Annotated in this window: 24 protein-coding genes; 12 read left to right on the top strand and 12 right to left on the bottom strand. The window is 63.3% G+C overall.

Going from position 1 to position 21,643, the window contains the following annotated elements:
- Positions 1 to 4: 4 nt before the first annotated feature.
- From AC3Z8Y_RS03585 to AC3Z8Y_RS03575, 3 genes are read right to left on the bottom strand one after another with little or no spacing between them, the layout of a single operon-like run.
- Positions 5 to 205: a DUF1656 domain-containing protein gene (locus AC3Z8Y_RS03585; RefSeq protein ID WP_490088491.1), complete on the bottom strand. Its 201-nt coding sequence runs from the start codon at positions 203 to 205 to the stop codon at positions 5 to 7.
- Positions 195 to 2,363 carry an FUSC family protein gene (locus AC3Z8Y_RS03580; protein ID WP_490088490.1) on the bottom strand — a complete coding sequence of 723 codons (2,169 nt, stop codon included), beginning with the start codon at positions 2,361 to 2,363 and terminating at the stop codon, positions 195 to 197. The genes AC3Z8Y_RS03585 and AC3Z8Y_RS03580 overlap by 11 nt, the downstream gene beginning before the upstream one ends.
- Positions 2,360 to 3,892 carry an efflux transporter outer membrane subunit gene (locus AC3Z8Y_RS03575; RefSeq protein ID WP_490088489.1) on the bottom strand — a complete coding sequence of 511 codons (1,533 nt, stop codon included), beginning with the start codon at positions 3,890 to 3,892 and terminating at the stop codon, positions 2,360 to 2,362. Before AC3Z8Y_RS03575 ends, AC3Z8Y_RS03580 begins: the two co-directional genes overlap by 4 nt.
- A gap of 324 nt (positions 3,893 to 4,216) precedes the next feature.
- Here AC3Z8Y_RS03575 and AC3Z8Y_RS03570 point away from each other — a divergent pair, with 324 nt between their 5' ends.
- Together AC3Z8Y_RS03570 and AC3Z8Y_RS03565 are read left to right on the top strand one after the other, a co-directional pair.
- Complete coding sequence (locus AC3Z8Y_RS03570; RefSeq protein WP_490088488.1) at positions 4,217 to 5,170, top strand: LysR family transcriptional regulator; 954 nt, start codon at positions 4,217 to 4,219, stop codon at positions 5,168 to 5,170.
- Positions 5,171 to 5,286: 116 nt separating this feature from the next.
- Complete coding sequence (locus AC3Z8Y_RS03565; protein WP_490088487.1) at positions 5,287 to 6,261, top strand: 2-hydroxyacid dehydrogenase; 975 nt, start codon at positions 5,287 to 5,289, stop codon at positions 6,259 to 6,261.
- Here AC3Z8Y_RS03565 and AC3Z8Y_RS03560 read toward each other — a convergent pair.
- The gene (locus tag AC3Z8Y_RS03560; RefSeq protein WP_490088486.1) at positions 6,258 to 7,166 is read right to left on the bottom strand and encodes a DMT family transporter; all 909 of its coding nucleotides are present in this window, start codon (positions 7,164 to 7,166) and stop codon (positions 6,258 to 6,260) included. The two genes, AC3Z8Y_RS03565 and AC3Z8Y_RS03560, sit on opposite strands and share 4 nt — an antisense overlap.
- 137 nt (positions 7,167 to 7,303) lie before the next feature.
- Here AC3Z8Y_RS03560 and AC3Z8Y_RS03555 point away from each other — a divergent pair, with 137 nt between their 5' ends.
- Positions 7,304 to 8,191 (top strand): helix-turn-helix domain-containing protein, encoded by an 888-nt coding sequence (locus AC3Z8Y_RS03555; protein WP_490088485.1) that lies wholly within the window; start codon positions 7,304 to 7,306, stop codon positions 8,189 to 8,191.
- Here the strand turns inward: AC3Z8Y_RS03555 and AC3Z8Y_RS03550 are convergent.
- Genes AC3Z8Y_RS03550 through AC3Z8Y_RS03540 form a run of 3 tightly spaced genes read right to left on the bottom strand, consistent with a single transcriptional unit; the run spans position 8,185 to position 10,360 of the window.
- The gene (locus tag AC3Z8Y_RS03550) at positions 8,185 to 8,505 is read right to left on the bottom strand and encodes a DUF3325 domain-containing protein (protein WP_490089920.1); all 321 of its coding nucleotides are present in this window, start codon (positions 8,503 to 8,505) and stop codon (positions 8,185 to 8,187) included. The genes AC3Z8Y_RS03555 and AC3Z8Y_RS03550 overlap by 7 nt on opposite strands.
- The gene (locus AC3Z8Y_RS03545; protein WP_490088484.1) at positions 8,505 to 10,061 is read right to left on the bottom strand and encodes a PepSY-associated TM helix domain-containing protein; all 1,557 of its coding nucleotides are present in this window, start codon (positions 10,059 to 10,061) and stop codon (positions 8,505 to 8,507) included. The genes AC3Z8Y_RS03550 and AC3Z8Y_RS03545 overlap by 1 nt, the downstream gene beginning before the upstream one ends.
- Positions 10,058 to 10,360 carry a DUF3649 domain-containing protein gene (locus AC3Z8Y_RS03540; protein ID WP_490088483.1) on the bottom strand — a complete coding sequence of 101 codons (303 nt, stop codon included), beginning with the start codon at positions 10,358 to 10,360 and terminating at the stop codon, positions 10,058 to 10,060. The genes AC3Z8Y_RS03545 and AC3Z8Y_RS03540 overlap by 4 nt, the downstream gene beginning before the upstream one ends.
- A 392-nt stretch (positions 10,361 to 10,752) precedes the next feature.
- Here AC3Z8Y_RS03540 and AC3Z8Y_RS03535 point away from each other — a divergent pair, with 392 nt between their 5' ends.
- A complete protein-coding gene (locus tag AC3Z8Y_RS03535; RefSeq protein ID WP_490088482.1) occupies positions 10,753 to 11,091 on the top strand; it encodes a DUF3509 domain-containing protein in 339 nt (112 codons plus the stop codon).
- A gap of 32 nt (positions 11,092 to 11,123) precedes the next feature.
- On the opposite strand, the gene AC3Z8Y_RS03530 is transcribed toward AC3Z8Y_RS03535, so the two are convergent.
- Positions 11,124 to 11,621 carry a phosphate-starvation-inducible protein PsiE gene (locus tag AC3Z8Y_RS03530; protein WP_490088481.1) on the bottom strand — a complete coding sequence of 166 codons (498 nt, stop codon included), beginning with the start codon at positions 11,619 to 11,621 and terminating at the stop codon, positions 11,124 to 11,126.
- A gap of 151 nt (positions 11,622 to 11,772) precedes the next feature.
- On the opposite strand from AC3Z8Y_RS03530, the gene AC3Z8Y_RS03525 reads away from it, so the two are divergent.
- Complete coding sequence (locus AC3Z8Y_RS03525) at positions 11,773 to 12,018, top strand: YebG family protein (RefSeq protein ID WP_181117061.1); 246 nt, start codon at positions 11,773 to 11,775, stop codon at positions 12,016 to 12,018.
- 9 nt (positions 12,019 to 12,027) lie between these two features.
- Here the strand turns inward: AC3Z8Y_RS03525 and AC3Z8Y_RS03520 are convergent, their stop codons facing one another.
- Positions 12,028 to 13,191: an MFS transporter gene (locus AC3Z8Y_RS03520; RefSeq protein WP_490088480.1), complete on the bottom strand. Its 1,164-nt coding sequence runs from the start codon at positions 13,189 to 13,191 to the stop codon at positions 12,028 to 12,030.
- A 116-nt stretch (positions 13,192 to 13,307) separates the two neighbouring features.
- On the opposite strand from AC3Z8Y_RS03520, the gene AC3Z8Y_RS03515 reads away from it, so the two are divergent.
- Positions 13,308 to 14,693, top strand: coding sequence for an aminotransferase-like domain-containing protein (locus AC3Z8Y_RS03515; protein WP_490088479.1), 1,386 nt, complete (start codon positions 13,308 to 13,310; stop codon positions 14,691 to 14,693).
- A 7-nt stretch (positions 14,694 to 14,700) separates the two neighbouring features.
- Here AC3Z8Y_RS03515 and AC3Z8Y_RS03510 read toward each other — a convergent pair whose 3' ends face one another.
- Positions 14,701 to 15,729 (bottom strand): Glu/Leu/Phe/Val dehydrogenase family protein, encoded by a 1,029-nt coding sequence (locus AC3Z8Y_RS03510; protein WP_490088478.1) that lies wholly within the window; start codon positions 15,727 to 15,729, stop codon positions 14,701 to 14,703.
- Between the two features lie 167 nt (positions 15,730 to 15,896).
- Here AC3Z8Y_RS03510 and AC3Z8Y_RS03505 point away from each other — a divergent pair, with 167 nt between their 5' ends.
- Positions 15,897 to 16,703, top strand: coding sequence for a SirB1 family protein (locus AC3Z8Y_RS03505; RefSeq protein ID WP_490088477.1), 807 nt, complete (start codon positions 15,897 to 15,899; stop codon positions 16,701 to 16,703).
- Between the two features lie 233 nt (positions 16,704 to 16,936).
- On the opposite strand, the gene AC3Z8Y_RS03500 is transcribed toward AC3Z8Y_RS03505, so the two are convergent.
- Positions 16,937 to 17,392: a flavodoxin gene (locus AC3Z8Y_RS03500; RefSeq protein ID WP_490088476.1), complete on the bottom strand. Its 456-nt coding sequence runs from the start codon at positions 17,390 to 17,392 to the stop codon at positions 16,937 to 16,939.
- 119 nt (positions 17,393 to 17,511) lie between these two features.
- On the opposite strand from AC3Z8Y_RS03500, the gene AC3Z8Y_RS03495 reads away from it, so the two are divergent.
- Positions 17,512 to 17,967 (top strand): PAS domain-containing protein, encoded by a 456-nt coding sequence (locus AC3Z8Y_RS03495; RefSeq protein ID WP_490088475.1) that lies wholly within the window; start codon positions 17,512 to 17,514, stop codon positions 17,965 to 17,967.
- Positions 17,968 to 18,035: 68 nt separating this feature from the next.
- Positions 18,036 to 18,641, top strand: a complete 606-nt coding sequence (locus AC3Z8Y_RS03490) for a hypothetical protein (RefSeq protein WP_490088474.1) — start codon at positions 18,036 to 18,038, stop codon at positions 18,639 to 18,641.
- Between the two features lies 1 nt (position 18,642).
- On the opposite strand, the gene AC3Z8Y_RS03485 is transcribed toward AC3Z8Y_RS03490, so the two are convergent.
- Complete coding sequence (locus tag AC3Z8Y_RS03485) at positions 18,643 to 19,593, bottom strand: MerR family transcriptional regulator (protein WP_490088473.1); 951 nt, start codon at positions 19,591 to 19,593, stop codon at positions 18,643 to 18,645.
- A gap of 237 nt (positions 19,594 to 19,830) precedes the next feature.
- Here AC3Z8Y_RS03485 and AC3Z8Y_RS03480 point away from each other — a divergent pair, with 237 nt between their 5' ends.
- The 3 genes from AC3Z8Y_RS03480 (at position 19,831) to folX (ending at position 21,597) form a co-directional block, all read left to right on the top strand.
- On the top strand, positions 19,831 to 20,415 hold the full coding sequence (locus tag AC3Z8Y_RS03480; RefSeq protein WP_490088472.1) for an antibiotic biosynthesis monooxygenase: 585 nt from the start codon (positions 19,831 to 19,833) through the stop codon (positions 20,413 to 20,415).
- An 82-nt stretch (positions 20,416 to 20,497) separates the two neighbouring features.
- Positions 20,498 to 21,205 carry a dihydromonapterin reductase gene (folM, locus tag AC3Z8Y_RS03475; RefSeq protein WP_490088471.1) on the top strand — a complete coding sequence of 236 codons (708 nt, stop codon included), beginning with the start codon at positions 20,498 to 20,500 and terminating at the stop codon, positions 21,203 to 21,205.
- 20 nt (positions 21,206 to 21,225) lie between these two features.
- A complete protein-coding gene (folX, locus tag AC3Z8Y_RS03470) occupies positions 21,226 to 21,597 on the top strand; it encodes a dihydroneopterin triphosphate 2'-epimerase (protein WP_490088470.1) in 372 nt (123 codons plus the stop codon).
- Positions 21,598 to 21,643 lie beyond the last annotated feature (46 nt).

Genomic DNA, 21,643 nt, shown 5'->3' with positions numbered 1-21,643 from the left:
GATCTCAACGGTAAACGGTTAGCGCGAGCGCGCCGAAAATACAAAAGAACAGGCTCAGGCGCAGCAATGCGGGGTGCCAGAACCAGCGGTACATGTCCAGGCTGGCAAGCACGCGGTCCAGCACCCAGGCCAGGCCCATCGCCAGCAGCAACAGCACGGTCAACACGGGCATGTACACGCCATGGAAAGCTATTTCACGCGGCATGGGCGGTTCCTGACGAAGCTGGCAGCTCGGCCAGCGGTGAACGGGGATCAAGCAGGCTGCTGCGAATGAAGTGCAGGTAGCTCTGCACACGCCGCAGCACCGAGGTATCGAAATGCCGGGCGAAGGGCTCATCTGCCTCGCGCACGCTACCGATGGCCTGGTCCACCGCCGCCAGCGCGCGCTCGCGGTTCGCGGCCACCGGCTGGATGAACAACCGGATCAAGGCCCGCCCCATGGCGCGGATCGCCTGCCGCCACGGCTGGCTCTCGGCGTAAGCGGGGTGCACGAACAGGTCATCCTGCTCCCGGCGAATCTCGATTACTGCATGGCCTATTTCCAGCACCAGCAGCATCCAGCGCATCAGATCGCGCTGTACCCGCGGCTGGGCAGCAGCAAGGCCGTAAGCATGGTGCACGATGTCCCGCGCGCGGCTTTCGAAGCTGCTCGCCAACCGCCGCGACTCGCCACTGACCGCAAACACCATCAGGCGCCGCAGCTCGGATTCGAGCCGGCGCCACATCCAGCCGGCATTGGGCGGCAGAATGATCGCGCCCGCGGCGGCGCAGATCAGCATGCCGATCACCATGGCGATGTAGTCGTTGATAAAGCCGTAGGGGTTGTACACGGTCAGGTTGTCGGGCACCGAGCCGATCGAGAAGAAAATCAGCAGCCCCAGGCCATACCCTGCCAAGGGTGGGCGTGAGGCGAGAAACGCACCGAAGGCGAATACCGGGGCCAGCACCAGGCACAACAGCGGGAACCCATCGATGTGCGGGTAAATGAAGAAGTGCTCGACAAAGCCTGTGCAGGCGCCGAGCAAGGTGCCGCAGGCCATCTGAAACGACATCCTTCGCGGGTTTGGCGTAGCCGCCGACAGGCCTACCGTGGCTGCCGCTACCAGCGTCATGGTGCCGCCGCTGGGCCAGGCGGTGGCGATCCAGTAACTGCCCAACCCCACCAGCACCAGTGCGCCGCGGAACCCCGCCGCCAGCGAAGCCAGCCAGGACGTGTGCGTTGCATAGGGCTGGTCCCATTGTTCGCGCTCATGCCGATGGGACGCCAGCGAGGCATGGGTCAAGGCGTAGCCGTGAAGGGTATCGGCAAAGCGGAACAGCAATTCGAACGCGGTGTGGAAGTCCAGCAGGTCAGCTTCGCTGGGGTTGGTTTCAAGAAAGCCCGCGCGCAGTGTGCGTACCTGTTCGGCGAAGCCATCCTGATGGTTTTCCAGTGCGACCGCCAAGCGACTGGCATCGTCCACGGTCAGCGGCCGGCCACTGAACGGGGCGAGGCACGCGGCGAAACGCTCCAGCCCCGGCGTGATGAAGTGGCGCACCTGGCCGTTATCGCGGGTGCGGGCAAGCAGCTGGTGCAGCGCATTGAAGCGGGTGGTCAGGGCCATGAATTCGCTGTTGAGCCGGCTCACGCGGCCGCTGCGCCGGCGCATGTGCGGGTCTTCGAACGCCGTGGCGCTGCGCAGCCCCTCCAACCCCACGGCCTCGGCGAGGAAGCGCACGTTGCTGGCTTCAAGCCCCTGGGCGGTGGCCACCCCGCGCAAACCGTCCACCACCACGGCTGCGAATACGCCGAAGCGTTGATACAGGGCGTTGCGCATGGCCGCACTGGCCGATTGGGGCAATACCGCGGCGCTCACGCTGGTAGCCACCAACAGACCGAGGCAGATCTCCAATACCCGCCAGGCCGCAGCGAAAAATGCCCCCTCGGGATGGGCCAGCACCGGCAGGCCGATCATCGCGGCGGTGTAGCCAGCCAATACAAAGCCATAACCGCGGAAATTGCGCTGGCGCACAGCGCCGGCCGAGCACAGCCCTACCCACAGCGCCAGGCTGGGCAGGAATAGCTCGGTATTCTGAGGAAACAACGCAATCAGCACTACGGTCACCACAGCGCCGGCCAGGGTGCCCAGCAGCCGGTAAAAGCTTTTGGCGAATACCTGCCCGCTTTGCGGCTGCATCACGATAAACACCGTGATCATGGCCGTGCGCGGTTGGGGGAATTCCAGGCGCATGGCCAGCCATAGCGTGACAAACGCCGCCAGCAATACCTTGAAGATGAACACCCAGGTCACGCCATCGCTGCGTGCCCATTCCAGCCAACCGCGGCGCAACTGTTCGCCCAGCGGCATGCGCGCTGTGGTCATGGCTGCACCGCACCACGCACGGTATCAAGCCGCGTAAGCACGGCGGGCGTGGCAGGCGGGTTCAGGCGGCCGTCGGCGGGAGTATCCCGGCCGGCCTCCAAACCGCCTCCCAAGGCGGTGATCAGGTCGGCCTGGGCTGCAAGGCGAGCGGCCTGAACCTGCTGCTGGATGGTTCGCTGGCGCAACAGTGCGGTTTGCGCCTGGAGCACGTCGAGGTAACCGGTAAGCCCGCGCTGCCAGCCCACCCGTGCCAGGTCATAGGCGCGCTGGGCATTGTTGACCGACTCATCGGCGAACGCCGCCTGATGCGTGAGTGATTCACCACGAATCAGCTGATCAGAAACGTCCCGCAACGCATCGGCCAGCACCTGCTTGTATTGCGCCACGGCCAGGTCATAGCCCGCCGCCGCTTCGCCCAGCTCGGCGCGCAGGCGCCCGCCATCGAAGATCGGCAAGCTGAACGCAGGCCCCACGCTGTAACCCAGCTTGTTGCCGGTGAGAAATTCCAGCATGCCGCCGCCAGTGGTCATATAGGCGAGGCTGGCGCTGAGGTTCACGTTCGGATAGAAGCCTGCGTGTGCCACGTCGATCCCGCGCGCCTGTGCCGCCACTTGCCAGCGGCTGGCAACCACGTCCGGGCGTTGCCCCAGCAATTGCGCAGGCAAGCCACTGGGCAAGCCAAGGGGCGCGGCCAACTGCAAGCGGGGCCGCTGCAAGTTTGCGCCGGCTCCCGGGCCTTTTCCCGCCAAGGCGGCTAGCTGGTTGCGGGCCTGGGCGATCTGCTCGTCGAGTTCGTCCAGTTGCCGGTGAGTTTCCGGAATCACGGTTTGCGCCTGGCTCACTTCGAGCTGAGTCCCGATCCCCGCCCGCAAACGCTTGTTAGCCAGGTCCAACACCTGGGATTGCTGCGCCAACGTCGCCTGCAGAATGTCCTGCCTGGCATAGCTCAGCGCCAGGCCGATATACACGCGTACAACATCATGGGTCAGCGCCAGGCGGGATTGCCGTGCTTCGGCGGCGGCCTGATGGGCGAGGTCCAGCGCTCGCTCGCTGGCATTGCGGTCGCGGCCCCACAGGTCGAAGTCGTAGCTAAGGCTCAGCCCGGCGTTGTTGTCCCAAGTGGTTTGATTGGCCAGGTCGCCCGGCCCGTAAAAGCCATCGGTGGGCCAGTTGCGACGGTGCAAGGCACCCTCGGCACTCAACTGCGGCGCCTCGCGTGCCTCGGCCAAGCCGGCGGCGGCGCGGGCCTGGCGCAATCGAGCGGAGGCCACCGCCAGGCTGGGGCTGCCCTCAACCGCCATCGCCACCCACTGATTCAATTGCGGATCACCGAAGCCCTGCCACCATTGCGCGCTCGGCCAGCGCGCCTCTGTCGCCGCAGCGCGTATCGCTTCGTCGGTAGCCAGCTGATCAGGCGCGGGCGCCGTAGCGCTCGGGGCAATGCCACCGGTGCCAACGCAGCCGCTTATACAGGTTGAAAACGCACAGGCGATGAGTGCTTCAAGCGCACGAGAAAAGCGACGCGGCACAGCGGCGGGTTCCGAAGAAGGGGGTTGGGCAGGGTACTGAGCGAGGCCATTCTAGGGTGCGCGTGAGCGAGCGATAAGCAGCACTTGCGGTGATTCTTTGTTACGTGGTTGGAGATAATCCAGGGCAGCAGCGGACCCTTGTAGGCAGCGGGCATTAGCGCGCGAAGGGTCGTTTATTCGCGAGCTAGCGCCGGATGGCCGGCACCGCCGCATCCCACAAGATAAGCAGGCAAGATGGATGAAACCTTCTTTCGCTGAGCCGGGCGAGGGTTGCGATTGTGTAACTTCATGCGACAATCTGCCCGTTGATTCAGAGAGCGAGCCATGGACACCCTGCAAAACATGCGCGCCTTCACCTGCGTGGCTGAAGCTGGCAGCTTCACCGCGGCGGCCGTGCAACTGGACACCACCACTGCCAACATTTCCCGCGCGATTTCCAACCTCGAAGCACACTTGCAAACCCGGCTGCTCAACCGCACTACCCGGCGTATCGCCCTGACCGAGGCGGGCAAACGTTACCTGCTGCGTTGCGAGCAGATTCTGGCCTTCGTAGAGGAAGCGGAAGCCGAGGCCAGCGATGCGCACGCCCGCCCGGCCGGGCAATTGAAAGTGCATACCATGACCGGGATCGGCCAGCACTTCGTGATCGACGCCATTGCCCGGTACCGCAAGGTCCATCCGGACGTGACCTTCGACCTCACCTTGGCCAACCGCGTGCCAGACCTGCTCGACGAAGGCTATGACGTGTCCATCGTGCTGGCCAGCGAGCTGCCGGACTCGGGCTTCGTGTCGCAACGGCTGGGGATTACCTACAGCATCGTGTGTGCATCCCCCGACTATGTGAAAACCCATGGGGTAGCGCGCACCCCCGGCGACCTGCGCAACCATGCCTGCCTGCGCCTGGTAAGCCCGGTGGTGCAATTGGAGCGATGGTTCTTCGATGGCCCGGAAGGCCAGGAGATGATCAACATCACCAATGCGCCCTTCCAGGTGAACTCGGCCGACGCCATGAAAACCGCCATTTCCAGCGGCATGGGCGTTGGCGTGCTGCCGATCTACGCGGCCATCGAAGGCCTGCGCAACGGCACGCTGGTGCGGATGATGCCTGAGTACCGCCTGCAAGAACTCAACCTGTATGCCATCTACCCCTCGCGCCAGTACCTGGACGCGAAGATCAAGACCTGGGTCGAATACTTGCGCGGCTCACTGCCAGAAATCCTCGCCGCCCAGGACGCCGACCTGCGCAACCACGAGCAGGTCTTGAGCGGCAAGCTGTAAGCCACAAGCCGCAAGCTGTACGTTTCAAGCTGCAAGCGGGTTCACCGCGCACCGCTTGCAGCTTGAGGCGTGCAGCTTGTAGCTTCCACCCTCCAGACAACCGGAAACCGTGCCCGATGAGAAAGACCGTACTCGCTTTCAGCCGCATCACCCCGCAAATGGTCGAACGCCTGGAACAGGATTTCGACGTGATCGTGCCCAACCCGAAACAAGGTGATGTGTCGGCACAGTTCAACGAAGCGCTGCCCAGGGCCCACGGCCTGATCGGTGCGGGCCGGCAGTTGGGTGAAGCTCAACTCAAGAACGCCACACAGCTGGAAGTGATTTCCAGCGTGTCGGTAGGTTACGACAACTACGACGTGGGGTACCTGACAGGCCGCGGCATTCAGCTCACCAATACCCCCGACGTCCTGACCGAAAGCACGGCCGACCTGGGCTTTTCGTTGATCATGGCCAGCGCGCGCCGCACGGCGGAACTGGACGCCTGGACCAAGGCCGGCCAGTGGAAAGCCACCGTTGGCCCCGACCTATTCGGCAGTGACGTGCATGGCAAGACGCTGGGCATCGTCGGCCTGGGCAATATCGGCGCAGCCATCGCACGGCGGGGCCGCCTGGGCTTCAACATGCCGGTGCTGTACAGCGGCAACAGCCGCAAGCCCGCCCTGGAAGCGGAACTGGGTGCAACCTTCTGCGAGCTTGACGACCTGCTCGCCAAGGCCGATTTCGTGTGCCTGGTGGTGCCGTTGAGCGAAAAAACCCGCCACCTGATCAGCCATCGCGAACTGGGGCTGATGAAGAAGACTGCTTTTTTGATCAACATCGCCCGCGGCCCGGTGGTGGACGAACCCGCCCTGATCGAAGCCTTGCAGAATGGAACCATCCGCGGCGCCGGGTTGGACGTGTACGAGCGCGAGCCCCTGGCGGAGTCGCCATTGTTCGCCTTGAAGAACGTTGTCACGCTGCCCCATATCGGCTCGGCCACCGGCGAAACCCGTGCCGCCATGGCGGAGCGGGCAATGATGAACCTCACCGCCGCGCTCAAGGGCCAGCGCCCTACGGACCTGGTGAACCCTGACACGTTCAAGGGCTAGGTTCTGTATGAAAGAGTAGGGGCGGCTGGCTTGGCCACCCTCCCCTTGCTGAACACCAGTACGTTCCCACCCAGCACCAGCACCAGCCCGAACAGGGCCGGTGCGCTCCAGGTATAGCCTTCATATCCGGCGGATACGTTCAAGGCCACGATCGGAAACAGCACCGTGCAGTACGCCGCCCGTTCCGCACCCAGGCGACCGACCAAGGTGAGGTAGGCGGTAAAGGCGATGACCGAGCCGGGAATAGCCAGGTACAGCAACGCCCCGACATACGTGGGTGCCAGGTCGAAGCCAAAGGGCGTACCACTGGCGACGCACCAGGCGGCCAGCATCATTGCCCCGTAGCCCATCCCCCAGGCATTGCTGGTCGCTGGCCGAATACCGTTCTTCTGATGAAGGGTGGAGAGCAGATTGCCCGCCGAAAAACACAGCGTACCGAGCAGCGCCAGCCCCACGCCCATCAGTGTCTGCTGGCCTGCGCCATGGCCGGCCACCTCCGGCCAGAACAGCAACCCAAGCCCTGCCAGCCCCAGCGCGCCACCGACCATCACACGAGGGCTGATGCGCTGGCCAAACCACAGCCGGGCGTTCAGCGCATTCCATACCGTGGAGGTGGAAAACACTACAGCCACCAGCCCGCTGGCGATGTATTGGCTGGCGTGCAGGAAGCACACGAAATTCAGGCAGAACAGGCATAGCCCTTGAGCAACGGCCAAACCGTGGCCACGCCGGCCCATGGGCTGCAATCGCCGGCTGGCCAGCAGTACGATGAACAAAACCACTGCGGCGAGCGCGAAGCGGTAAACGATCGACGCGGCAATGGCCACCTCGCCCAGTTGCAATTTGAGGGCGATCCAGGTGGTGCCCCAGATCAGCACCGTAAGCAGATAAAGCGCGATAGTCATGACCACCTCCATAATCCGGCGGCCAGTGTGAGGGCGTGACTGGAAGACGCGCTTTCAGATTCCTGCGCTTTTGATTGGCCCGCCGGTGGTAAACACGCCGAGCCGCGTTAGGATGAACCACCCGGAAGGAGCGCCCCATGAAAGCCCTGCACGAGATCGAGGTATTCGAAGCACTGCGCCAGTCGCCGCACGCGCGCCTGGAGCAGCGGGCCGGGCTGGGGGACGGCCTGGTGGCTGCGGTGTGGAACAACCGCAACGACGCGCGGCATTACCAGGGCCCCGGGCACCATACGCTCTCTTGCTACCTGGCCGGCGGCACCGGCACGCATCGTCGCGAGCGCCCGCAGCGTAACGGCGCCCCCGGCAAGCTCTGCGTATTGCCCGCCGGGCACGACTCGGCGTGGATCATCAATGGGCCCATTCGCCTGGCACATCTGTATTTCAGCGAGGAGCAATTCGCCCTTGGGTGCATCGCTTTGTTCGACCGCGAGCCCCGCGCCCTGGTGTTGAACGAACGAACCTTCGTGGATGACGCCGAACAGGCTCGCCGTTTCGCCCGCCTGGTAGCGCTGGACTGGAACGAGCCCGCCGAGCGCCTGCTCACCAGCAGCCTTGCCCATGAAATGCTGGGCCATGCGCTGCACACGCAGATCGCGCCACGCAAGGTATTCGAATTCAAGGGGGGTTTGGCGCCCGCGCAACGCCGCCATGTGCTCGAGTACATCGAAGCGAACCTTTCGGCGCCGCTAAGCTTGGGTGAGCTGGCCGCGGTGTGCTGCTTGTCCGAATTCCATTTCGCCCGCATGTTCCGCCTCAGCCTGGGCGTGCCGCCTCATCGCTTCGTGCTGGCGCGGCGCATTGCCATGGCCCGACGCTTGCTGGCCGACCGAACCCGGTTACTCGCTGATATCAGCCTTGCGTGCGGCTTTGCCAGCTCCAGCCACTTCAGTACTCGCTTCAGCCAGGCAGTTGGCGTGGCCCCGGCGGCCTATCGCGCAGCGTTGGGCACGCCCACGCTTCAATAGGCACCGAACACTAGTGCGGCCGGCACCCCGCCGGTGGCAAGCGCTAGTGCCATGCGCGGCCAGTAAGGTAACAACGCTACCAGCACACCGGCGCTCGCCATCGCCAGCCCCAGCGCGCGAACCAGCCCCATGGCCCAGCCGGAGGCCGCAATCATCAGCCCCAGTGCAAGGCTGAGCAACAGCACGCCGGCCACTCTGAATACCCACTGCCGACGGCGGTGGGGCCTGGCGCCCAGCAGGTCCTGATGGTGGCGATCCATCGCCAGGCACAAGGCGCTGAACCCGGCGTAGCACAGCGACGCCCCGAGCAGCATCAAGGCATTACCCTCGCAGGCCGAACCGGCGAGGCCTGGGCGGCCGCCCGGCGAGCAACCTTGCGCGCCAGCCACGCCAGCAGCACTGCAACCAGCACAGAGGTGAGGTCAACCCCGGCGGTCGCCCAGTCACCCTCGGCAACGGCAGTGGCCAACCCCCGGCCTGTGTAGAAAATTCCTAGCACGGGCAAGGCCGCGAACATTACCGCCGCGGCGCTGAGCTGTTCGACCCAGCCCCGCTGCTGCCCCTGACGCAGAACAGCATGGGCCAAGGTCAGGAGCCAGGTAAGGAAGAACACCCGAACCTCCCAGCCCGCACGGTCGCCCAGCTGAACAGGAAGCAGGCGATTGGCGCAGAAGAACGCCGCAACGGCCAGCACCAGCCCCGCCATGCTTGCCAGATTAAGCGTGGCGACGCAGCGCATGCCGAACGGCAGCTTCGGTTCCCGGGCGTATTTGAGCTGCCGTTTGCTTAGCCACAGCACCAGGCCGGTACCAATCATCGCGGTGCTGCCCAGGCCGAAGCTGAAATACAGCCAGCGCTCTGCCGTATTGGCAAACTGCCCCATGTGCAGGCCATAGAACCCACCTGCCACTAACAAAGCGCCCTGGTCGGCAACGCTGCTGCCCAGCAGGGCCCCCGTAACGCCATCAAATGCCAGGCTGGCGCCCGGTACGTAGGCGATGCGGTCGCCGGGATGTCGATAGAACACCACGCGGGCGGCACCGTCGCCCGGGTTTTGTACCTCTACCCTGGCAAAGCGTGCGCCAGGCCACTCGGCCATCGCCTGGTCATACAGCCGGGGCAGCAGCGCCGCCGACACTGGCTGCCCGGATGCGGCCCCCGGGAAGGCGTTAGGGAACACGTCCTGATAAAACGCGGCAGGCGCCCCTTTATAGACAGTGAACAGGGTGGCGGGCAGCAGCATCGTCATGAAGATCACCAGGCCGCTGTACGTGATCATCAGGTGAAACGGGAGGGCCAGCACGCCCACGGCGTTGTGGCCGTCAAGCCAGGAGCGTTGCCCCTTGCCGGGGCGGAAGGTGAAGAATTCCTTGAAGATCTTTTTGTGGGTAATGATGCCGCTCACCAAGGTAACGAGCATCGCCAGCGCGGCAAAGCTCGCGACCCAGCGCCCAAACGGGTAGCCGAGCTCGAGTTCGTAATGGAAGCGGTAGAAAAAGTCCCCGCCTTTGCTGTCCCGAACCGCCAGTAACTGCCCTGTGGCTGGGTCCAGCAATTTGCTGATGAAGGCCCCGCCCTGCTCCGCTGGCGCCTGCCACATCACTTCCAGCGCCGGGCGGCGTTCGTCGGGGGGCATGATGTACCAGTTCGAGGCGCCAGGCGCCGCCTGTTGCATGAAGGCCTGGGCATACCCCAGCGCCGCACGGGTGTCCAGCGCCCGCACAGGCACTTCCGGCTGCGCCCAGTGGGTAACTTCGTCCTTGAAATAGCTGAGCGTACCGCTGAGAAACATCGCGAACAGCAGCCAGCCGAAGGTGAGCCCCAGCCAGGTATGCAGCCAGGCCATTGCCTGCCGGAAGTTTTCCCTCATGCGGTTGCCATTCGGTACAAGGCGATGTCCGCCAGTGCGAGTACCAGCGTACCGGCGCCTATGCCAAACCACGCCCTGGCCGCGCTGCGGCAGGCGAACACCCAGAGGGTTGCGGCCACATAGATCACCAGGCCCAGCATCATCGCACCCGCTGCGGCCTGCGCCGGGGGGCTGGGCCATACCGCGCCTACGAAAGCACTGGCGGCAGTGGTGAGCGCATAGCCACCGAGGCTGGCGGCCAGGCAGCGGGACAACACACCCAGCCGATAGCGGGCGGGAACGGGGGCGGGCTTTTTCATGGAGAGCCAATCAAGGCAAAGGCGGAGCGTGCGATTCTATTGATAAACATTCTCATAAGCAAAGAAACCTCATGCGCGCGCACCGCCGCAGTGCGGATCCTTGCCGATGGAGGGAATACGCGCCCAAAGGGTAGCGTGCTAATAGATGTTAAATAGCCATACTGCTCAATGGCTTAACGCCACTTTTCAGGGTTGAAAGCCGGTTGGACCGGCCATTGCTGAAGGTGACGGAGACATAGGCCAAACCACGGCACGCCCCTTGCACACCACTGATACAAGCCAGCAGCAAGGGCTTGAGGGTTGATCGTGGGGTTGAACCGACGGTCAGGATCGCGAGAACTATCACTGGCCGCCCCAGTCAATAGGTGCAGTCTCGACCAGTCAGGTGAAGTATGGACAACCCCTTTCAGATCATCAGCGAAGCATTTCAACCCGACTACCGCGTGAACCTGAGTATCCAGGGCCTCGACGGGACTATCATGCTCACCTTGTCCAACGAGACGGGGATGGTCGCCAAGCGAATGATCAGCCCTGCCCAGCGCAACGATCCCAAGCGCTTGCAGCGGTTGATCGAAAGCATCAAGTTCGGCATCGCCATCGAGCACGGTGGCAGCGCGATGGAGATGCTCACGGCAATGACTGACGGCAGCCGCCAGCCTCTACTTCCCCAAGGCACTGGCGTCACCGCCTGGCGCGCCGAACATGCGACGGCGCGCGGTGCAGGCTTGTAAACCCGCCCGCGAGCCACTAGCAAAGGGCTGACTCAGGTTTCGCCCTTCTCCAGCTCCACCACCTCGACCTTGCCCGCACGTTTGCGCTGAGGGCCCTCGATCTTGATCGACGGGAACCGCGACGACGCGTAGCGCACCACCAGAATCGCGAATGCCAGCAGCAGAATCGCGCCTGACAGGTATACCACTCCAAGGTCTGCGGGCGCGTGGTGCGACACGTCGGAAATCAGCAGGCGCGTGAGCGCTGTGATCGCCACGTAGATCAGGAAGCGCACCGGCATATGGTTGGTCTTGAAATAGATCCCCACCATGGCGCCCAGCTCCAGGTAGATGAACAGCAGCAGGATGTCGTCCACGCTGATCGAGCCCTTTTCGAGCATCTGCACGAACGCCAGCACCGCTGCCCAAGCGGTGACCCCGCCGATGGCGAACAACGCCAAGTAATGAAACCCCTCTACCAGCAGGTTCCCCAGCGACTCCGCGCAATCATGCACGCGCCCTCGCAACGCGTCGGCCCAATTGATCTTCACTGTCTATCATCCTTCTGCGGTGACCCGGGCAGCGTGCCCGACCGGTGTTACAACAGATGGCGCATGCAGAATCAAGGCCACAGGCTTGCCTGCGCGCTCATGACACTGTATAAATAACCAGCATATGCACCTACACGCTTGAGAGGCCCTCATGGCTGTTGAAGTCCTGTACCGAAGTACTCGTGACCTGGAGACCATATTCTTGGATAGGAAACTCGCAGACGCTCACGATCAAATGCTGGAGCTGGCCGAAGTGGTTGGCCAGGTTCTGGAAAAGAACATCGAAGGCCTGAGCGAGAACCAGGCCGAGGAAATCGGTATTTTCCTTGCGAAAAACCGCGCCGTCTTCGCTGCGGCGTTCAAGAGCAATGTCGAGGCACTCGCCGAGCTCAAATAGCCCCGGGCTTCATGCCTTGGCAACACTCGCCCGCAAGGGTGGGCGCCTGGCGATTGCCGCCAGCAGCGCCAAGGTGCCCAGCGTCAAGGCGCAACCGAACGCCCAGAGCCCGGTTGAAGGCGTAAAGTGGTCCGCAATCAGCCCCGTGAACACCACGGGCACGCTGAAGCCTGCATAGGCCAACAGGAAAAAGCCTGCGCTGGCACGGGGCACTTCCGCGCCAGCCTGGGCGGCAATCGCGCCCAACCCGCCGAGGTAAATGAACCCGTAGCAGGCACTACTAGCCGCGACCGTACCCACCAGCACCACCGCCAGCTGGCCATTCAGTGCGCCCCAGGCAATCAGCGCGTAACTCGGCGGCAGTATGGCCAGGCCAAGCGCTACAGCACGGCGTGCAGGCATTCGCCGCGCCAGCGGCTGGAACATCAGCCCGCAGCTGATCACGCTGAATGTCGAAAAGCCCGCCCACGCTCCCAATCCGTCCGCTTGCAACACGGAAGGAAGAATGGCGATCACCACGCCCGATGTCGCCCAGGCCAGCAGAATGGCAAGCCCATACCCCACGCATCCCGCCGGGTAACAGGGCAGGCGCACCATGGCTGAGGCGCGACGCGGCGCGGGGTCGGGCAGTTTGAGCATTAGCATCAGGGCCAGGCCGGCGAGCACCAGCTGTATCCAGAAACTGGCCGGTGCCAGCCCCGGCGTGTGCAACAGGCATACGCTGGTTGCCGCAGCGCCCAAGCCAAACCCCAGCGATGTGCTGGCCGTGACCCAACTGGCGGCACGGGCCGCGTCCTGGCGTTCCAGCGCCAGCAGTTCGGTCATATAGGCAATGCCTGTGGCCGATGCAAGCGCGGTGCCTAGCCCCAGCAAGCCGCGGGCGATGGCCAGGCTGTAAAGGCCAGGCGCTCGCAATAACAACAATGTCGCCAGCATCGACAGGGCGAGCGCCGTCACGATCAAAGGTTTACGGCCCACCCGGTCCGCTAGCCCGCCCAACAGGAGCAACACCGGCAACACGCCTAAAACGTATGCCGCAAATGCAACGGCCGTAGCCCCGGCGCCGGCGCCCGACAGCTGCGCGTAGGCGGGGTACAAGGGCGCCGGGAGGTTGACCGCAGCCGTGATCAGGCACAGCGCTACGCACAACAGTCGAGCGGGGAGGCGGTTCATCGAAGCTCTCCGGTAGAGGGGGTTGCAGGCTAGCGCCGGGGTGTTTTTTAACAAGGCACAGTGATGCGAGATCGTGATTAACTGTATGGCGAAAATTTCCAAACAGTGGACGACGCATGCAGCTAGGCCTTGATCGCGAGTCTGACATCCCCCTCGTCGAGCAGATCGTTCGAGCGCTTGCCCGCTGGCTGATGGAGGGCAAGGTACGCGCTGGCGCGCGCATGCCCTCTATTCGGCAACTGGCCACGGACAATAAGGTGAGCCCTTCGAGCGTAGTGGAAGCCTATGCCCGGCTGGTAGCGCTAGGTGCAGTGGCGCCTCGCCAGGGCAGTGGTTTTTTCGCCAGTGAATCGCCTGCCAGCGTTGTCAGCGAACAGCCCGACGGCCTGGAAGACCCCCGCTGGGCTCAATTCGACGCCTCCCCTGCCCTGCTCCGCCTTGGCTGCGGTTGGGTGCCGGATGAGTGGCGGGACGCCGACTGCCTGGGCCACGCCATCCGCCGCGTCACGCGTGAAGAGCCAGCCGCCCTGTTCAGCTACAACTCGCCCATGGGCCTGCCGGCATTACGCACACAGTTACAACGGCGCCTGTCGCAAATTCATATCCATGCCCAAACGCAGCAAATACTGACCACCCAAGGGGCCAGCCATGCACTCGACCTTATCGTGCGCACGCTCCTTCGCCCCGGCGATACGGTGATCGTGGAGGACCCGGGCTACTACAACCTGTTCAACCTGCTGGCGCTGCAGCAGGTTCAGGTGCTAGCCGTTCCTCGCGCAAAAGAGGGCCCTGACCCGGACAGGCTGGAGGCCCTCCTGCGCGATCACCGGCCGCGGCTGATGTTCGTGAACAGCATGTACCAGAACCCCACCGGAACAAGCCTGTCTCCTCGGGTGGCGCATCGCTTGCTGAGGCTGGCCGAGCAACATGATTTTCTGCTGGTCGAGGACGATATCTATGCAGACTTTCAGAACGGCCCAAGCACCCGGTTGGCTGCGTTGGACGGCCTGAACCGCGTGATTTACCTCGCCAGCTTTTCCAAAACCCTCAGTTGTTCGTTGCGGGTAGGCTATGTGGCCGGCCCGCTGGCGGTAATGCCACAGCTGGCGGAAGTAGCCCAAGCCACCGGCCTGGGCACACAACGCTTTGCCGAGAGCGTGGTAGCGAGCCTGCTGGCCAGCGGCGCCTGGCGCAAGTCACTGGAGCGGCTGCGCCAGCGCCTCGCCACCGCCATGGCGCATACGCTTAAATATTTGGCGGAGCACCGCTGGGAGGTCTTCGCCGAACCTCAAGGAGGCATGTTCGTGTGGGCCAGGTACCCGGGGGCCACGCCTTTGGCATATACCGCCAAGGCCGCTGCGCTCGGAATATTGCTCACCCCGGGCGAGGCTTTCCAACCGTTTGGGCAGCCTACTGACTGGTTACGATTGAACGTTGCTTATTGCGCGGACCCGAGGGCCCGAGCGTTCTTCAAGGCAGTGGCAACGCCCATGCTCGGCTGACGGTACGCTAGCCTTCGCCGCCATACACCAGCCGCTCGGCGATCTCCTGCGCTACCCGGGCAGGTGAGCGATGCGTAGCCTGTGCCTGGGAGAAGATATCAGTCAGCCGCGCACCGATCCGGCTGAGGTGAGTGGTAATCGCGCTGGGATCGGCACTCTGGTATTGCAGCGCTACCTGGATCAGGCCGCCCGCGTTGATGACGTAGTCCGGCGCATACAGAATGCCACGGCTTTCCAGCTGGTCGGCCACGTCAAGCGACGTGAGCTGCGCATTGGCCGAGCCGGCGACCGCCGCACACCGCAGTTGGGCAACGGTCTTGGGGCTGAGCAAGCCGCCATTGGCACACGGGGCAAAGATGTCGCAGGGGGTGGTAGGCAGCGCATCGCCGGCAATCGGCCGGGCGTTGAACTGCTCTACCGCCAGTTGCACCTTGCCTGCGTCCGTGTCGCAGACCAACAGCTCGGCGCCTGCCGCGTACAGATGTTCGGCCAGGCTATAACCCACATGCCCAAGGCCCTGGATAGCCACCCGTAGCCCTTCGAGGTTATCGCTGCCCAGCCTGGCCATGGCCGTGCTGCGTATACCGGCAAACACACCCAGGGCGGTGTGCGCCGAAGGGTCGCCGGCCGCAGTGGTACTGGTCACATAACGCGTGGCCTGCGCCACGCAGTCCATGTCCGCTGTACTCGTGCCGCTGTCCACGGCCGTGATGTAACGCCCTTGCAGGCTGTCGACGAAACGTCCGAAGGCTTCGAACAGCTTCGCACGGTCCTCTACATGCGGCCCACGCAGTATCACTGCCTTGCCGCCATTGAACGGCAAGCCCGCGAGCGCAGCCTTGTAGGTCATGGTTTCGGCCAGGCGAATGGCATCGGTGAGTGCGCTTTCGTCGTCGGGATAGGCCAGGTAACGGCAGCCACCAATGGCTGGCAACGGCCGCCCGGCGTGTACGGCGATGATTGCCCGCAGGCCTGTAACCGGATCGACGGTCAGGTGCACGGTTTCCACGCGGGTGCGTTGCATCAGCGCGAGCATGGGAATGCTTCCGAATAGGCGGTATTGGCAAGAGTATAGGTGGCCCGCGACAGCTTGCCCGGCCACTACACGACACTGGACGAAACCGCCGCCGAGGGCTACAAAAGCTGAAGTACTGTACGCTGGCACCCGCTGGCTGTGCCGTCGGAGGAACGGAGCGTTCATCCATGAACCCACGCCAAGCTTGCCTCAATTGCATTGCGCGCCAGCCCGCCGCCCCATTCGAGGCAGCACTGTGGGTGGCCGCCGAGCACGATCCCGGCGTTGCACCCGCCCAGTTGCTCAGCGACCTGCATGCGCTGCAATTGACCGTCAGTGCGGGCTTGCCGCTTCTCCCGGTTCGAGAGCTTGCGCAGCCGCTGCTGCGAAAGTTGAATGCCTTGGGCTACGCCCAGGACGAGTTCCATCCGCTGCGCCCCGACGCCGCCTTGCTGCACAAAGTACTTACGCGCAAACGTGGTCAACCGCTGGCGCTGGGCCTGCTGGCGCTGGAGCTCGCCAGGCGCCTGGACATTCCACTGGTGGGGGTTAACTTCCCCGGGCACTTTCTGCTTCAGGTGCCCGGTGCCGACCACCTGCTCGACCCTTGTGGAGGGCGCCGGTTGTATCCACAGGATTGCCGGGAGCTGCTGGCCCGGCAGTTTGGCGCGGGCATGGAACTGCGTGCCGAACACATGGCCCCGGCTTCGGCAGCCCAGATGCTGCAGCGGTTATCGCGCAACCTGCGCCAGTTGCACAGTAGTCAGGACCTATATATGGCCGCCTTGAAAGATGCCGAACGGGTATTCGAACTCGGCCCGGCGACGGCGGCCGATTACCTTGCCCGTGCCGGGTTGTACCAGCGGCTGGAATGCCCCCAGGCCGAACGCTTCGACGTGGAGCATGCGCTGCTGTTGACCGACGACCCCGTGCAGCGCCTGCGCCTGGCGGAGCGTTTACAGAACCTGCCCGGCGCGGTGCACCGCCTGCACTGACTACTCGCCGCATTGTTACGCTCGCCGCAACGGTGATTGTCAAACAATCCGATTTATCCAGGCGGCGCGGGGCCGTATCCTTCGAGGGGTCGAACATCGTTCAACTTAATACTGGCTTAAGCCTTTGGCGCCAGTATTGCTCCAGTGGTGTTCAACGTACCCCCGACGTTGTTTGGTAGCTCCTGAACCAACGTCTTGCTTGGCCGCTGTGTGCGCAGCGGCCTTTTTTTTGCCTATTGCTCCAGCCGCTGCATGAATTCAGCCAGCCATGGCTCGGCATCGGTTTCCGGCGTGACGCTTTCGCTGGCGTCCAGCCGTAGCATCGGGGTTATCTGCCGTATCCCTACCTCGTCGAACAGTTCTGCAAGCAGTTCGCCGCCCCCGCAAAAACTGTCGCTGTAGCTGGAGTCGCCCAGGCCGATCACACCGCCGGGCAACCCTCGCAAAGGCGCCGGCAACTGTTCTCGCAGTTCGCTGTAAAGCGGCAGAAGGTTGTCTGGAAGTTCGCCCATGCCGGTGGTGGAGGTGATACCGATCACAGCCTCGGGCTGCGAAGCAAGCAAGGCGGCAAGATCGCCCCGGGGGTTGTAATAACACTGATGCCCAGCGGCTTCGAGCAGCTGAACCGCATGGCGGGCGACGTCTTCGGCAGCGCCGTAGACAGAACCGGAAAACAGGGCAAGCTTCATGCCGGGCTCCTTTTGGACGAGACAGGCAGTCTACCAGCGGAACGAAAGCTGTTCCCGCATGCCAGAGCCCATCGGGTAAGTTAAAATGCCATCTCACCGAGGCGGCCGCCGGAGCACCTATGATTGGCCCAAACTTGTTGCAACTCGTGGTCGATGCGTCCAATGACGGCATCGTTATCGCTGAGCAGGAAGGCTCGGATAACATTTTGATTTACGTGAATCCTGCCTTCGAACGAATGACCGGCTACAGTGCCGAGGAAATTCTCTATCGCGACTGTCGCTTTCTGCAGAACGGCCAGGCTGAAGAAGCCATCCGGCAGAAGGTGCGCGACGCCATCGATACCGGCCAGCCCTGCCGGCAAATCTTGCGCAACTTTCGCAAGGATGGCAGCGAATTCTGGAATGAGCTGTCGATTGCGCCCGTTCACAATGACGGAGACGGCCGACGTTATTTTATCGGAATCCAAAAAGACGTCACCGCACAGGTGGCGGGGCAGGAACGAATAATGCAACTGGAAGCAGAACTGGCAGCGGCGCGCCAGGAAATTGTCCGCCTCAAAGACGCTGAACGGTGAAACGCTACGGCAACCCCGAGGGCTCCATGTTTACTACTTCGCTCTTGCGACACTAACCGGGCCGAATCATGCAACCTGACTCTCTGCTCACCCAGGACGAACTTGATTTCCTTCAGGGCATCCATCACAGCCTGGCGGCCGACAACGGTGACGCCTCCACAGGCCTGATGGTGAATGGCGGGAGCCAACTGCAGGAACTGCTGACGCGCCTGGTCGCGCACGAGCACGTCACCATCCAGGCCCAGTATGAAAACCAGCAGCTGAGCTTCCCGTTACGCCTGGAGGAGGATGAATTTCACGCGCAGCATATCAAGCTGGGGGCGCCTACCATCTACGAGGACGGCCCGATGATCCGCCCATGGCGCCTCGCCCTGGCCGATGCCATCGCGTTACAGGACCGGCGCGCCAGGCCCGTGTCGCTGTGGGTGGTGGAAATTTCGGTGAGCGGCGTAGTGCTGCAGCTTCGGGATGGCATCGAGGCGCCGGAGGTTTTCTCCCTGTGGTTCGCGCCCGAAGGCTACGCGCCTATTGCCCTGCGCGGCAGCCTGGAGCGTGAGATTGCCGAGGGCCTGATGGCTTACCGGTTGATCCCGCACGACGCCCAGGAAGCAGAGCGGTTGCGCCATTACATTCTCGAGCAGCATCGGCTGGCGCACCCTGATCTGCATGCCTGAATCAGGTATCCAGATGGCCCGCGATGTATTGCAACAGCCGCCGCTTCATCAGGTGCCCGCTAGCGCCCAGGCAGGCCACCGACGAATTCACCAGCTGATCCTGAATCAGCTCGCTCATCTCCCCCGCCAGTAACAAGGGGCATTCAAGCGTCAATGCCAGCCTGATGAACCGCTTGGCGGCGTCCGTGCCCGGGGCGTGGTTGGAAAACAGCACCACGGCGTGAGGTTGGATACGCTCAGTCACCAGCCCCAGCTCTTCAAGCGGTTGCCCCTTGCCCAACGGCTGTACCCACACTTGGTCGCTCCCCAGCAGCATTGCCGTTACCAGCAGTTCGAGCTCGTGGCACTGGCCTGGCACGCCGCAAAGCAGCACATGGCTGTCTACCGCTTCTCGCTGAACGAACTGCAAGCGCTTGAGTACCTGCCCGCGCAGAAAGTGATCGAGGAATGCCCATTCGCTGGCCAGCCCGAAACTCTCCTGGCGAAGCCGCGCCTGCTCCCAGACGGGTATGAACACCTCCTCGAAAGCCACGTTCAGGGGATAGGTCGAGAATACCTGACCGTAAAGCCGCGTGAGGGTGAGTTCATCGAAGCGGTGGACAACCGAAGCGATCCGGTCACGCCACTGTCCATATTCGCTGAATGCCGACGCCGGCTCGGAGGGGGCTGGAACCCTGCCTTCCTGGCTTCGCGCCAACAGGGTGCCTACCTTGCTCACCGCTACGCCGCGCTCCAGCCAGCCCAGCACGGCGCGCACTTCCGCCACGTCGGCCGCGGAATAGAGCCTGTGCCCGCTTTCGGTGCGGGTGGGCTGGATAAGCCCATAGCGGCGCTCCCAGGCACGCAGCGTTACGGGATTCACACCTGTGAGGCGCGACACCTCACGAATGGGAAACAACTCCTGCTCGCTATGGGCGCGGCTGGTGGCCGCATAGTGTTCGTTGTCGCTCATACGGAGGAAAACCGGCGGTTTCAGGCTGTTAAACGATTGTAACTGTTTGTTGAGACCTTATGCGCGATGGAACATGCACCGCAGCGGTGGTTCCCCCGACAGGCGTGGCATATGAGAGCAGACGGTTTGGTTCGAATAAGGAATAATCCTTGCTTGAATTCCATTGCGCCCCACCACCCCGGGGCGCGATTGCGACGCCCTTACCCTGGGCGGTTGCCTGCAGCCGGGAGATATACAATGTCTACGCCACCTGTGACCATGCTGGTCGCACGCCGTGCCGCCAAGGGGCGGTACCCTGAATTGATCGCCTGGCTCCAGGAAGGCGAACACCTTGCTACTGACTTCCCGGGTTACCTGGGCTCGGGCATTCTCGCGCCGCCTGTGGGCGATAATGAATTCCAGATGATTTTCCGCTTCGCCGACCCCACTACCCTGCATGCGTGGGAGTTCTCCGCGTCCCGGCAGGCCTGGCTCGCGCGTGGCAATGGGCTGTTCGCCCAGCCCTCGGAGCATCGCGTGCATGGCATGGATGGCTGGTTCGCTACCACCTCCAGCTCAGCGCAATCGCAGCGCCCGCCTCGCTGGAAACAAGCCGTTGCAATCTGGCTGGCGTTCTTCCCGGTGTCACTGCTGTTCAACTTCGCTTTTGGGGCGTGGCTGGGGGAGCTGACGCTGGCACCCCGTATCCTCGTCAGCACACTGGCGCTTACACCGCTGATGGTGTTTATTTTCATACCGCTTTCAACCCGCTTGCTGGCGCCCTGGTTGAACGCACCGCCGCGCGCCAGCGCGGTGGCCAAGCCCAGCGCTCAAGCAAGGTAGGCGGTTGGCGCAGCGTCCCGGGTACGCTACTGTCGCTGCTCAGCCGCCGTGGTGAACGCGGCGGCCACACAGCGACCCTTACATGCCTGAACATTTTCCAGTCCTCATTACCGGTGCGGCGCAACGGCTAGGCTTGCACTGCGCGCTGCGCCTGCTTGATGACGGCATTCCAGTAGTGGCTACCTACCGCCGGGAGCACCCGGGCATCGAATCGCTGCGCGCGGCCGGCGCGATGACGCTACCGGCAGACTTCGCCGACGAAGCAGGTATCCGGGCCTTCATCGGGATGCTCAAGGCCAGCATCGGCGGGCTACGGGCCATTGTGCATAACGCCTCGGCGTGGCTACCTGATAACGGTGTGGCCAACCCCGAGGCGTTCCTGGGCATGTTCAATGTGCACATGCTGGCGCCGTACCTGATCAACCTCGAATGCGAAGGCCTGCTGAAGGCAAGCCCGGTTGCAGATATCATTCATATCAGCGACGACGTCACCCGCAAGGGTAGCGCCAGGCACATCGCTTACTGCGCCACCAAAGCGGGCCTCGACAGCCTGGTGTTGTCCTTCGCGGCGCGCTTCGCGCCGGCGATAAAAGTCAACGGCATCGCCCCTGCCCTGATCCAGTTCAACGAGGGGGACGACGAGGCCTACCGGCGCAAGGCGCTGGCCAAATCCGCCATGGGCATCGAGCCCGGCGCGGAGGTTATCTACCAGAGCCTGCGCTACCTGATGGGCAACAGCTACGTGACTGGCACAACCCTGACCGTGAACGGCGGTCGGCATCTGAAATAACGCGCTTGGGAGTTTGCACCATGCCACATCTGGAGCCAGGAATGGCCCGCATCCGGGTGAAAGACCTTCGCCTGCGCACCTACATCGGCATCAATGAGGACGAGATCCTCAACAAGCAGGACGTGCTCATCAACGTGACGATACTGTACCGCGCCACTGATGCCGTGCGCGACAACGACATCGACCATGCGCTCAATTATAGGACAATCACCAAAGCGATCATTCAGCACGTGGAAGGCAACCGCTTCGCGCTGCTGGAACGCCTTACACAGGAAATCCTGGATCTGGTGATGAGCTATAAGGCTGTGGACTACAGCGAAGTGGAAGTGGACAAACCCCACGCGCTGCGCTTTGCCGAGTCGGTGTCGATCACCCTGGCGGGCCGCCGCTGACGCCGTGATTGCTCACGGCGGGTACGCCTTTTATCATCGCCGCCCT

The organism is Pseudomonas sp. 3MAES_34.3B (genome assembly GCF_058145875.1).
The sequence above is the reverse complement of the archived record's forward strand: the minus strand, read 5'-3'. Positions and strand labels throughout refer to the sequence as shown.